The following is a 12,494-nucleotide window of genomic DNA, read 5'->3' as shown; positions in this document are numbered from 1 at the left end:
TTTGGTCCGCAAACGAATATAATTGACCAGCCAGGGAAGGTTCCGATATGAATATGTATAGTTATCCGTAATAATTATTCATGTCGGAAAGTTACACGCATGACCCAGTGCATTTGGCCGCGAAGCTGTACTACGTGGACAATTTGCCGCAAACAGACATCGCCAAGTTCATAAACGTGTCCCAGGCGAAGATTTCACGCTTGTTGGCCGAAGCCAGGCAGCGTGGCATCGTGCAGATCACGGTGGCAGAATATGAATTTAGGAATCGCGATCTGGAAAAAGCATTACAAGACCGTTTTGGTCTTCTTTCCGCCTATGTGATCCGGTCTTCGAGCAACATTGCGCCGGAGGACTTCCGGAGAATGGTGGCACATTTTGCAGCACCGCTGGTCGCCTCACTGCTCCAACCGGGAATGACCGTGGCCGTATCGGGTGGACGGACACTGAAGGAAATTGTTCAATCACTACCGGAGGTTCGGTGCAAGGACATTACCGTTGTACAAACGATGGGGAGCATCGATTCGCATATCGGCCCCGTGGATGCCCTGGAGGTCGCCAGAACCATTGCCAGACATTGCGGAGGTTCCTTTATAACTTTGAATACTCCCGCATTTTTGCCCGACAAGAAAACGCGCGAATCTTTTACGGCCCTGTCTCAAATCGATTCCGTTCGTCAACGGATGTCAAAAGCCGACCTAGCCCTGATCGGGGTTGGCACGCTGTCCAACTCCGTTTTCGTGGAGCGGGGGATGTTGCCAGAAAAAGAAGTCCACACCCTGCAAGACCTGGGAGCGGTAGGCGAAATTTGCGGAAGGTTTTTTGATATTCACGGCCAGGAGTGTCAGTCCTTGTGGCGCGACCGGGTGGTAAGCATTGAGTTTGAGCAGTTACGCCGCATTCCGCAGGTGGTCGCAGCCGTAGTGGGGAGTGACCGAGCGCTCGCAATCGCCGCTGCCATCAAGGGGAATTTGTTAAAGTCACTCATCATTGACGATGTGGGTGCCAAGACTCTGCTGGAGCTGCCGGAAAATATTCAGGCGTCGAACAACAAAGCAAACAATTCCGGTATCACGACGAGGGCGATCAAGAACAATTACGTAAAGAAAAAAGGGCAATCCGCCACTTAACTCTATGGCTCCTATCAGCAGAAGACTTTCCATCAGTGAAGCGTTGCAGTCCGCCCGGGAAACCCGGGCCGTGGTGATTGGAAAAAACAATCTCGGTGAAGCGCCCGGCATCTTCCAGAAACAATTTCCCGGAGCTACTCCGATCATCATCAGTGATGAGACCACTTTTGGATTGGCTGGTGCCGCCTTATCCGCGGCTTTTGAAGGCGCAGGCATACCAATGGCAAAGCCTTTCATCTTCACGGACCCGGATCTCTACGCAGAGTATCGCTTTGTCACCCAGTTGGAAAACGCCTTGCGCCAGCACAATGCCATCCCGGTGGCTCTGGGCTCAGGGACCATCAATGATTTAACCAAATTGGCTGCCCATAATGTTGGCCGGTCGTACATGTGCATGGCAACGGCAGCTTCGATGGACGGTTACACAGCCTTTGGCGCCTCCATCACCTATCAAGGCTCGAAGCAAACTTTCAATTGCCCGGCGCCAGTCGCGGTGCTGGCAGATTTGGAAATCATCCGTCACGCCCCCACGGACATGACAGCTTCGGGTTATGCAGACTTGTTGGCGAAAGTGACTGCGGGTGCCGATTGGATTTTGGCGGCTGGTCTCGGAATTGAGAAGATTGATCAACAGGCGTGGGACATCGTCCAGGGCGGTTTGCGTGAAGCATTGAACAACCCCGCTGCCGTTCGGAACCGCGATGCACATGCGATCAACAGTCTGACGGAAGGATTGATGCTGGGCGGCTTTGCCATGCAATGGACCAAATCCAGCCGTCCCGCTTCAGGAGCTGAACATCAATTCAGCCACTTATGGGACATGCAGCATCACACCCATAACGGCAAAGCGCCGTCGCACGGATTTAAAGTGGGCATCGCCACCCTGGCCATCACCGCGCTCTATGAACAGTTGTTAAAAATGCCCTTGGATAAGTTGGATATTCACAGCGCGTGTGCCAACTGGCCGGATGAAAAAGAGCTGGAGACCTGTGTGCGCAAAGAGTTTGCCAGTGATGATTTCACCGACAAGGCATGGGAGGAAACCCGCGCCAAGTATGTGAGCCGGGCGGAACTGCGGGCACAATTGGAAAAACTCAGGCAACTTTGGCCAACGTTGCAGGAGGAACTGCGGGCACAATTGATTCCTTACACCCAGCTCAAGCAGATGCTGCAGCAGGTGGGAGCACCGGTGGAACCCGAGCAGATAGGCATTTCCCGCGAGCGATTGAAGAAGGCTTTCGTGCAGGCGTATTACATTCGCCGCCGGTTCACAGTCCTGGATGTGGCACGGCGGGCCGGCGTTCTGCACGACTGCCTGAATGCCCTGTTTGGAAAAAGCGGGATCTGGCCGATTTAAATTCGTCAACAGGAAGCTTGGAACATGATCGAGACGGCGCCCATTGAAACAGTCCGGCCTCGCAAGCGCAGTGTGTTTGATATATTCAAGCCCGCTCCGCCTGCAAAGGTGATGCTTACCAACCCGGCTGAGATCCAGCAGCAGTTTCCCCTTTGGCAAAGGCGTATACTTGTTTCCAGCCTCATCGGTTACGCCTGCTTTTACCTGGTCCGCAAAAACATAGGTATCGCAATGCCGGTTCTGGAGAAGGATCTGCACATCACCAAATCCGATTTGGGGCTGTTCCTCTCATCGCACGGTGTGCTTTACGGTTTGTCCAAATTCGCCAATGGCTTCATCGCTGACCGGGCCAATGCACGGGCACTGATGGTGGTGGCCCTGGTTCTATCTGCATTGGTCAATGTCTTCTTTGGATTGAGTTCCGCAGTGCTCGTGCTCGGTCTGCTCTGGCTGGTGAACGGCTGGTTTCAAGGAATGGGCTTTCCTCCCTGCGCGCGATTGATGACCCACTGGTTTTCCCCGAAGGAACTCGCCACCAAGATGTCGATCTGGAATACCTCACACTCCATTGGTGCCGGGGTGGTCGTGGTCCTTTGCGGGTATTTGGCGCACTATAGCTGGCGACTTTGTTTCCTGGTGCCTGCGGCACTGGCCATGCTTGGTGCGACTTATCTTGCGTTAACGCTTCGCGACACCCCGCGCTCACTCGGTTTGCCTGAAGTTGCGGGATCGGAAATGGAGGGTGATGAAAAAGCCGAACAATCATCTACTGAATTCAAAAAATTCCTGAAGAAGCAAGTTTTTGGAAATCCATATATCTGGCTGATCTCAGGAGCGAATTTTTTTGTCTACATGGTGCGCTATGCCGTGTTGGATTGGGGGGCAACCATGCTGAAGGAAGCGAAAGGCATCGAACTGGCCCATGCTGGCTGGATGCTCTTCGGATTCGAAGTTTCCGGCGTGATTGGAATGTTGCTTGGCGGCTGGCTTACCGACAAGGTTTTTGGAGGACGCGGAGCCCGCACCTGTCTGTTTTGCATGATGCTGGCAGGATTGGCTGTATGGGGATTCTGGAAGCTGGCTGGAAACTCTGCCGTTGCAAGCACCGGGTTCCTTTGCGCCGCAGGATTTTTCATTTATGCCCCGCAGGCACTCGTCGGAATCATGGCTGCCAATCTCGGAACCAAGCGTGCCGCCGCTACCGCAGCCGGGCTAACAGGACTCTTTGGTTATCTGAGCACGGTGGCGTCAGGCTGGGGTCTGGGCCGGTTGGTTCAGACCCAGGGATGGAACGCTGGCCTCGCAGTATTGGTGGGAGCCAGCTTGATAGGGGCTACCTTGTTTGCCTTGGCATGGAACGCCGCTCCCAGCGGTTATGCTCAAGCCAGAAGTGGCAAAGCGTGAGCTAGGGTCAGGGCGTTGACCCTTGTTTCGTTGAAACCAATTGCAGACAAACACCGTCTGCCCTATGGCATATGGCAATGCACCTCAAAAGATTATGTCGCGTCTCTTTGGCTGTTCTCGTCATCCTGGTCACATTTGCCTGCGCTGGCGGTGAACTCACAAAACCGAACATTATCTTCATCCTCACCGATGATCTTGGCTTTGGTGATGTTGGAACGTTTTTTCAGAACTCGCGACAAGCTTCGAACAATCCTGCAAAGCCATGGCAATCGACGCCCAAACTTGACGCCATGGCAGCACAGGGTATCAAGCTGACCGACCATTATTGTCCCGCCGCAGTATGCGCACCATCCCGTGCGTCCTTGTTGCTCGGAGTACATCAGGGACATGCAAACGTTCGCGACAACCAGTTCGACAAGGCATTGGAAAATAATCATACACTGGCAACGGTTTTGAAAGCTGCGGGCTATCAAACAGCCGCCATTGGCAAATGGGGGTTGCAAGGGAAAGGTAACGCTCCAGCAACCTGGCCCGCCTACCCAACCAGGCGAGGGTTTGATTATTACTTCGGCTACGTGCGTCACGCAGATGGCCATGAACATTATCCTAAGGAAGGTCCGCACAAGGGGCCGATGCAAGTATGGGATATGGACCAGGAAATCTCATCCACCCTGGACAAGTGCTACACCGCCGATTTGTTCACGGCCCGCGCAAAGAAATGGATTCTGGATCAGCACGCGACAAATGTCGCCCAGCCGTTTTTCATGTATCTCGCCTTCGACACGCCTCACGCGACTACAGAATTGCCGACGCAGGCGTATCCAACGGGAAGCGGCACGAAAGGCGGGCTGCGCTGGCTGGGAAAGAGCGGGGAAATGATCAATACTGCGAGCGGCACCATTGATTCCTGGTACCATCCCGATTATGCCAAGGCGACTTACGACGACGATGGAAACCCGAACACGCCGGAAGTGCCATGGCCGGATGTTTATAAACGGTATGCCACATCCGTGCGCCGCATCGATGATTGCGTCGGCGATCTGCTGCAACTGTTAAAAGACCTTCACATTGAAACCAACACGCTCGTCGTTTTTTCTTCCGACAACGGGCCGTCGATTGAGTCCTATTTGAAACAGCCTTTCGCCGCGAATTTTTTCAGCAGCTTCGGTCCGTTCGATGGCATCAAGCGCGATCTATTGGAAGGCGGACTTCGCGTGCCGACGATCGCGTGGTGGCCGGGGCACATTTCGCCGGGTCGAACCTCTTCAGAGCCGAGCCAATCACATGATTGGATGCCGACGTTCGCCGAAGTTGCCGGTGTTCCCGTGCCCGCCCGTAGCGATGGAGTTTCACTGTTGCCGTTGCTCACCGGTCATGGCCTACAGAAGAAGTCCACTGTTTATTCTGAATACTTCAACGAAGGAAAAACGCCGAACTATTCTGAATTCGCACCCGGGCATCGGGGTCGTAAGCGCGAACAAATGCAGGCCATTCGCATCGGAGATTATCAAGGTGTTCGCTATAATGTGACTTCGCACGCCGACAATTTTGAAATTTACAACCTCGCAAAAGACCCGGGGGAAAGAATGAATCTCGCCACCAGGCCTGAATTCGCCGCGTTGCAACAGAAAATGAAAGACACGGTGCTGCAACTGCGGCGCCCGGACGTAAATGCACGACGTCCTTACGACCAAGAATTGGTGCCAGCTGTTTCGATTGCTTCCTTGAAACCTGGCATCACCTGGTCTTCCTATAAAGGCAATTTTCCCTGGCTTCCTGAATTAACAATGCTGCACGCCTCCTCGACAGGAATAACAAATCACCCCACCATCGCCATTCAACAGCACGAAACCGGAACCGGATTGCTCTTCACCGGTTATCTGGATGTGCCGACCGATGGGGAATACACAATCTACCTTGGCGCCGACACTCACGCGTTGCTGCGCATCCATGAAGCAACGGTGATTGACGAGGATTTTGGTTATTCCGCCAACACGGAAAAGAGCGGTGTTATTCGACTGAAAGCCGGCAAGCATCCATTTCGCCTTTACTATGCAACGCAAACGAAAAGCTCTCCATCTCTGAGCTTCTCCTGGAGCGGGCCGGGTATTGAGAAACAACCGATTCCGGATACCACATTCTTTCACGATGGAGCATTGGCCTCTCGCGCGAGTGCAGATTAATTCCGATAATCGAATTGGGGCACAAAAAAAAGCGTGGCGCGAAAGGACACGCCACGCTTGAAGAATCTTTCTGTTACTATTACGGCGTCGGAACGACGGTGTTTCCTACAACCGCGATGTCATCGATGTAATAGCCTTCAGTTGGAGGGCACTCGGAAAGATCCAGATGCTCCTCGCAAGCCTGACTGAAACTCACATAGAATTGAATCTTGATTGTTTGACCTGCGAACTGAGACAGGTCGACCGTGACGTTGGGCCCTTCATAGGCGCCGGCATTTCCCCAGAGACTCCAACCATTGGGGAGACCCTCGACGACTGTGGTGAAGGTTTCAAAGTTGTTGGTTGAAACGTAAACGGCGACGTAGTCGTCATCAATTGGCAGACAACTGTCGCCCCGAGTCAGGTGCGCGTAGCTAAGTACCGCATTGGTTACGGAAGTCAGATCAATCGACGGTGTGGTGATTGATCCATAGTTCCAGCCGTTGGTTCCAACGGTGCCGGTGCTTTCCTGGCCATAATACCAGGATGTATTTGTACTCGCAGACCAACGTTGAGACAAATGCCAGAGTCCACCGTCACTATTCACACCATCGGTGGAACCGGCGATCGTCCATCCATTGGCTCCGTTCTCCAGATTATCAGAGAACAGAGTCACTTCTGCGTTTGAGTTCATTGCAAGGCAAAGAAACCCTGCAACCATCGTCATGGGGAGGATCTTTCTCATAGGGCGTCGACTTTAAACCTACTCACAACGCTTTTTAAACTCAAAACAGCCCGGGATTCATTTTTTTAGTTTTTCTACTATTCATCCGTGGGGTTCAGGAAAATTGCTTCCAAAGCAGCGAAGTAAGCCCTGCTAATAGATTTGGCGAAGGGCTTTAGTAGTTTTCCTGATGTAGAATGCACCGAAATCTCGTTGAAAAAGATGCCTTAAGGCCGGATTTGCAAGCGGTTTGAATTTTCCATGAAATAACATTTTGTTCTCTCATAAATTTGTGCAACCGTAAAACAGGCTCGTGCTTTTAGACCTGAACTGCCCGGCAGGCATGGACCAAAAGGAGAGAATATGATAAATGAGCAATACGAAAGCTGCATAAAGGCTTGCAATGAATGTGCAATCGAATGTGAAAGCTGCGCCACTGCATGCCTCAGGGAGAATGACGTGAAAATGATGGCCCGTTGCATTAATCTCGATAGAGATTGTGCGAAAATCTGCTTCACTGCTTCAGCCTTCATGTCTAGCGACTCTGAGTTTGCGGGTGAATTATGCCGTGCCTGCGCAGAAATTTGCCGTGCCTGCGGAGAGGAATGCCGCAAGTTTAAAATGGAGCATTGCCAGCGCTGTGCTGCTGCCTGTGAGCGATGCGCCGAGGAGTGCGAAAAAATGGCAACTGTAGCTACGCATTAAGGTCGGCCGCTGATACCATGGAAAAGATCAGAACTCCTCTCGAAATCTGCGCAGGAAAACAAATGAAGCAGAAAATCCCTGGTAAACAGGAATAAAAAATGGTGGAGGCGGCGGGAGTTGAACCTTGTTTGGCTACCTGAGCAATATTCACCAAATCGCCCATAAAACCGCGTATTTAAGACTGTCGTCTGCATCTTTTAAAAAGTTTAACACGCACGTGACTACATGCCATGCGAAATATTTTTTTCAGAAAATTTCAGAAATCGGAGGCATGGGACACATACCCTCATCCCCTCTCAGATCATCGAGTGGAGAGAGCTAAGGGTTAACCCCGCCCGCAGCAGCCCAGCCTGTTGCCTCAAGGATAAATGACACCGGGGATTGGACCGGATTTGGGTATTTGTTGCCTCACATTAAATGACACCGACGTGTTTATTGTTTTTCCCTCCGTCAGGAGGGTCCTTTTGCCCCTGCTGCTGCAGCAGCAGGGGCAAAAAAATTTCTCATTCTTCCATCCCGTCCTCATTTTAAGATCGGTCTGAGTTGTTTATCCGTTTGCCTGGCCAGTTCAAAGGGATCGACGGCGTAATACCAGTCGCGCAACCGTTGCGCCTGTTTCCTACCCAGTTGTCCGCTGCTCACCAGCCACTGGTAGGCCGTCTGCGGACGGTCGTGACGGCGAACCCAGCGGCTGCCTTCCCGATGCTTGGCCACCAGCTTGGCTGAGGGCAGAAAAAAGTTCTGCAATGGCCCCCAGGTTTCCTTGTAAAGCTGGTTGATCAAGGGCACCGCTGCCGGAGATTCCAACCGGGCATAGCCCAGAACCTGCCGCGGCCACATCCAGTTCTTCTGCTCCACATGCGCATTGTCATCTTTATGATAAGGGCGTGAGCGGGTGAGTTTTACGGGCACCACGCGCTCCTGCAGGTAACGCACCAGATGCCAGTTCAGCCATTCGCTCCCATTGTCAAAATCCATCCCCAGCAAAGGAAATGGCAGGTTTTTTTCCACGTCCCGGGTTTGCTCCAACACCCCTTGGGCACCCTTGTTCCACACGGCCCGACCTTCCGTCCACCCACTCCCCAAACACGTGTAGGTCAGGCTCCAAATGAAATCACCCGCCAGGCTGGAACCGCAATGCGCCACGCTGTCCGCCTCCAAAAATCCCGGACGTTGCTCATCCCACACTTCCCCCTGAATGGGAATCTGGGTCCGCAACAGCGTGCCGGGCCGGGTGCCACATAACCGGCGAGGGACTTCCGCTTTGAGCGGCGCCAGCAGCCGGTCCAGGGTCGCGGCACTGACCTTTCCCAAGAGCTTCTTCTGTGCTGGCAAAAGACTGCCGTAGTGCTTGCCATAATGCGGCAACCACAGGGCCAGCGCCGGTTCCAGCCGCTTGCCACAAAGCTGTTCACTGGCTTTCCAGATCCGCTCGACCACCTCACGCACCGGCTCATAGACCGGTTCGGCCCCGGGGCGCACTCCGCCCTTGGGCTTGGGCAATTGATCCCCCAACAACTTGATCGCATGCTTGCGATCATAGCCATGATGTTCACAAAACTCATCGAGCATCCGCGTTTTTCCTTCCCGCCCTCGACCGGCATACCGCCTCCGCAAACGTTCCAACTCTTCCGTCCGACAACTGCTCTTTGGCATCTTCATTCTCCAAGTTTGTCGGTGTCATTTTCCCGTGAGGCAACGTATTCCTTCAGTCCGGCTTCCCAACCTCTCTCCGGTGTCATTAATTATGAGTCAACTCGCCATCGCCGCAGGGGACTATTACGCACTGGCCGTCCAGCGCGATGGCACCGTCGTTGCATGGGGCAATGATTCTGCCGGGCAAAGTGATGTACCCGAGGGTCTTGCCAATGTGGTCGCTGTTGCTGCGGGAGAAAACCACAGTGTGGCTCTGAAGGAGGACGGAACGGTCGTGACCTGGGGAGCGGAAGACATTGTTCCTGCAGGGTTAGACCATGTGGTATCGATTTCCGCGTCTGGTTTCCACAGTGTCGCGCTGAGAGACGACAGCACCGTGGTGGCTTGGGGTTCTGGGGATTTCGCGCCTGTGGGATTGAGCAACGTGACAGCCATTTCATCCGGCTTTTCCTTTGATCTTGCACTGGTGCAAACTTCGCCCTTGATGATCGTACGGCAGCCCGCAAACCGGACGTTATACAGCGGCATGAACGCACGATTCACAGTCGGTGCGGTCAGTTCATTGCCGATTAGTTACCAGTGGCTGGCGAATGGCACCAATATCGCCGGAGCGACCAATTCAGCCCTTACTCTAACCAATATCCAGCCAGCCGACTCCGGCACGTACAGTGCTGTCCTCAATAACGGCAACGGCTTGCTCACCACCTCCAACGCCACCTTGGCGGTGACTCATTCTCCTCCAATTTTTCTCAGCCAGACTTCCAATCAACTGCTCACCCTTGGGGGAAATCTGAACCTTGCCGTCACTGTTGGCGGAAGCCAACCTCTGAGCTATCAGTGGCGGCTCAATGGCAAGGAGATCCCTGGGGCAACGGCTTCGCGCTTTGCCGTGACCAATGTAGTGGATGCCAACTCGGGCTTTTACGAACTGGTGGTGAGCAACGTCTTTGGCATCGCTACCAACTCAGGAATCTTCGCTACCGTCAATGATCTGCCTTCTTCACTGAACGCAGTCGAACTAATTTGGACGACCAGTACCAACAAGCCGTGGTTTGCAGAATCGATCACTTCGCATGACGGTGTGGAAGCGGCGCAAAGCAGTCCCTTATCTTACACCGGTGAACAATCCCTGCTTCAAACAACCGTTACCGGGCCTGGCACTTTAAGCTTTTGGTGCATGCTCAATTCTTACTGGGGTCAGGAGCGTTTGGGGTTTTCCATCGATGGATTGCAACAATTTTACCTGCCCACCCGTACGTCGGGGTGGCAGCACAAAACGATTTACATTCCTGAGGGCAATCATGTCTTGGAATGGAGTTTCTACACTCCTGGTGCTACCTATCTAAGTGATTCGGCCTGGGTAGACCAGGTCACTTATTCACCTGGCCCAACACCGCCTGCATTTGACACCCCCCCGAGCAGCCAGGTTGCATCCGCAGGCACAAATGCAGCCTGGAACATCTCGGTTTTTGGCACCCCCCCGCTCAGTTACCAATGGCAGTTCAACGGCACCGATATTAACGGAGCCACTAATACGTCCTTGTCTCTGACCAACATCCAAGCTGACAATGCAGGCCTGTACAGCATCATCGTGAACAATCAATACGGTACTGCTAGTTCCAACGCAACACTGAGCGTCAATGTCGCAGCTCCGAAGGTGGTGGTACAGCCCTTGAACTACCGCTTGCCGATCCACGCAAGCATCGCCCTTACCGTCACCGCCACCGGGTCAGAACCGTTCAGCTACCAGTGGCGTTTGAACGGAACCAACATCGATGGGGCCACCAACCGAACGCTTGCTTTGAGCGATGTCCAACAGGGTGATGCGGGTAGCTACCAGGTCGTGGTCAACAACGCCTACGGTTCAGTTGCCAGCTCCAACGCAACAGTGCAGGTCGCCCCTGCCTTCGTGCTGGCTTGGGGGAGGAATACCTATGGTGCTACCAACGTCCCGACTACCTTGACGAATCCTGTGGCAATCGCTGGAGGCATTTTTCATAGTTTGAGCTTGAGAAGTGATGGCACCGTCCTCGTCTGGGGTGACAACTATTATGGTCAAACCAACGTGCCTGCCGGTCTGAGCAACGCGGTGGCCATTGCCTCTGGCCTTGACCATATTCTGGCTCTGAAGGCCGACGGTTTAGTCACTGCCTGGGGGGCGTCGAACTACCACCAGGCAACGGTTCCCCCACACCTGAGCAACGTGGTCGCGATTGCAGCTGGGAATTTTCATAGTCTGGCTTTGAAAGGTGATGGCCAGGTGGTCACTTGGGGAAACAACGCTTCAGGCCTGACGAACGTGCCTACAGGGTTGAGCAACGTGGTCGCCATCGCCGGAGGTGCCTACCACAGCCTGGCACTTAAAGCGGACGGCACAGTGATCGCGTGGGGCAGCAACTCCCAAGGTCAGACCAATGTGCCCGTTGGATTAAGCAATGTCGTGGCCATCGCGGCAGGCAGCTATCACAACATGGCATTAAAAAGCGATGGCTCGCTGGCGAGTTGGGGCGACAACTCCTACGGTCAGACGAACGTGCCTGTTGGATTAAGTAATGTTGTGGCAGTGGCAGCCGGATATTACCACAATATGGCGCTGAAGCAGGACGGGACGGTGCTGGCTTGGGGAAAAAATAATACTGATGGGCAAACGAACGTGCCACCAGGGCTGGGTAATGTGGTGGCGATTGCTGCGGGTACTTATCACAGTCTGGCTCTTGTGAATGATGACGAGCCTTTTATCGTGAGACAACCTTTCTCACGGCTGATAAATGCTGGGGCGGATGTCACCTTTGCGGTGACGCCAGCGGGCATGGCCCCTCTGGGTTACCAGTGGCAGTTTAATGGAACCAAAATCAACGGTGCGACGAATGCCTCTTTGGTGTTGACGAATGTGCCCTTGGCTGGAGCGGGGAATTATCAATGTGCGGTCAGTAACGCCATTGGCTTGGTGACGAGCCTCCCCGCCAGCCTCATAGTGTTACGCACCAGTCCCTCCTTCGACTCGCAAGTGCAGTTTGGCAGTGGAGGGTTTGGTTTTCAGCTCAATGGGCTGTCCGGTCACGGGCAGGTGATTGTCTATTCGTCGGCGGACTTCGTGAACTGGGTTCCAATTCTGACCAATGGAGCGGTGACCGGAACGCTGCAAGTGATGGATTCGTCGGCAACCAACCTTCCAATTCGATTCTACAAAGTTGTTGAACAGTAGTTTTGCGATAACCTTCTCAGCAATCCGCGTAAACCCCTGGAAAAGCGCGCAGTGATTGGCGTATCACATCTTCAGAAATCGTACAGAAAATCCCAGGGCAGACGCATCAAAATTTTTTTGAAGAAAAGTATGTACTTTGTAAATACAATGCGTA

8 protein-coding genes are annotated in these 12,494 nt (G+C 53.4%); 6 read left to right on the top strand and 2 right to left on the bottom strand.

Annotated elements, in window-relative coordinates; translation table 11 throughout:
* Nucleotides 1-80: 80 nt before the first annotated feature.
* From CFLAV_RS08270 to CFLAV_RS08255, 4 genes are all read left to right on the top strand, one after another.
* On the top strand, nucleotides 81-1,127 hold the full coding sequence (locus tag CFLAV_RS08270; protein WP_007414227.1) for a sugar-binding transcriptional regulator: 1,047 nt from the start codon (nucleotides 81-83) through the stop codon (nucleotides 1,125-1,127).
* A 4-nt stretch (nucleotides 1,128-1,131) separates the two neighbouring features.
* The gene (locus CFLAV_RS08265; protein ID WP_007414226.1) at nucleotides 1,132-2,484 is read left to right on the top strand and encodes a sn-glycerol-1-phosphate dehydrogenase; all 1,353 of its coding nucleotides are present in this window, start codon (nucleotides 1,132-1,134) and stop codon (nucleotides 2,482-2,484) included.
* 24 nt (nucleotides 2,485-2,508) lie between these two features.
* Entirely contained in the window at nucleotides 2,509-3,888 is a 1,380-nt protein-coding gene (locus tag CFLAV_RS08260) for an MFS transporter (RefSeq protein ID WP_007414225.1), read from the top strand.
* A 77-nt stretch (nucleotides 3,889-3,965) separates the two neighbouring features.
* Nucleotides 3,966-6,071, top strand: coding sequence for a sulfatase-like hydrolase/transferase (locus tag CFLAV_RS08255; protein ID WP_007414224.1), 2,106 nt, complete (start codon nucleotides 3,966-3,968; stop codon nucleotides 6,069-6,071).
* Nucleotides 6,072-6,150: 79 nt separating this feature from the next.
* Here the strand turns inward: CFLAV_RS08255 and CFLAV_RS08250 are convergent, their stop codons facing one another.
* Nucleotides 6,151-6,744, bottom strand: a complete 594-nt coding sequence (locus tag CFLAV_RS08250; RefSeq protein WP_160164525.1) for a hypothetical protein — start codon at nucleotides 6,742-6,744, stop codon at nucleotides 6,151-6,153.
* Between the two features lie 393 nt (nucleotides 6,745-7,137).
* Here CFLAV_RS08250 and CFLAV_RS37575 point away from each other — a divergent pair, with 393 nt between their 5' ends.
* Nucleotides 7,138-7,479: a four-helix bundle copper-binding protein gene (locus CFLAV_RS37575; protein WP_083808813.1), complete on the top strand. Its 342-nt coding sequence runs from the start codon at nucleotides 7,138-7,140 to the stop codon at nucleotides 7,477-7,479.
* 522 nt (nucleotides 7,480-8,001) lie between these two features.
* Here the strand turns inward: CFLAV_RS37575 and CFLAV_RS08240 are convergent.
* Nucleotides 8,002-9,141 carry a hypothetical protein gene (locus tag CFLAV_RS08240; RefSeq protein ID WP_237712379.1) on the bottom strand — a complete coding sequence of 380 codons (1,140 nt, stop codon included), beginning with the start codon at nucleotides 9,139-9,141 and terminating at the stop codon, nucleotides 8,002-8,004.
* A gap of 85 nt (nucleotides 9,142-9,226) precedes the next feature.
* On the opposite strand from CFLAV_RS08240, the gene CFLAV_RS08235 reads away from it, so the two are divergent.
* Complete coding sequence (locus tag CFLAV_RS08235) at nucleotides 9,227-12,340, top strand: immunoglobulin domain-containing protein (RefSeq protein ID WP_007414218.1); 3,114 nt, start codon at nucleotides 9,227-9,229, stop codon at nucleotides 12,338-12,340.
* Nucleotides 12,341-12,494 lie beyond the last annotated feature (154 nt).

This window comes from Pedosphaera parvula Ellin514, assembly GCF_000172555.1.
Taxonomy (GTDB): domain Bacteria; phylum Verrucomicrobiota; class Verrucomicrobiia; order Limisphaerales; family Pedosphaeraceae; genus Pedosphaera.
This window is presented reverse-complemented; position numbering and strand designations above follow the sequence as displayed.

Bases quoted from the DNA above. Each gene is read 5' to 3' on its own strand.
- CFLAV_RS08265 (WP_007414226.1), top strand. From the start codon at position 1,132: ATGGCTCCTATCAGCAGAAGACTTTCCATCAGTGAAGCGTTGCAGTCC.
- CFLAV_RS08260 (WP_007414225.1), top strand. From the start codon at position 2,509: ATGATCGAGACGGCGCCCATTGAAACAGTCCGGCCTCGCAAGCGCAGT.
- CFLAV_RS08270 (WP_007414227.1), top strand. From the start codon at position 81: ATGTCGGAAAGTTACACGCATGACCCAGTGCATTTGGCCGCGAAGCTG.
- CFLAV_RS08255 (WP_007414224.1), top strand. From the start codon at position 3,966: ATGCACCTCAAAAGATTATGTCGCGTCTCTTTGGCTGTTCTCGTCATC.
- CFLAV_RS37575 (WP_083808813.1), top strand. From the start codon at position 7,138: ATGATAAATGAGCAATACGAAAGCTGCATAAAGGCTTGCAATGAATGT.
- CFLAV_RS08250 (WP_160164525.1), bottom strand. From the start codon at position 6,744: ATGAACTCAAACGCAGAAGTGACTCTGTTCTCTGATAATCTGGAGAAC.
- CFLAV_RS08240 (WP_237712379.1), bottom strand. From the start codon at position 9,141: ATGAAGATGCCAAAGAGCAGTTGTCGGACGGAAGAGTTGGAACGTTTG.
- CFLAV_RS08235 (WP_007414218.1), top strand. From the start codon at position 9,227: ATGAGTCAACTCGCCATCGCCGCAGGGGACTATTACGCACTGGCCGTC.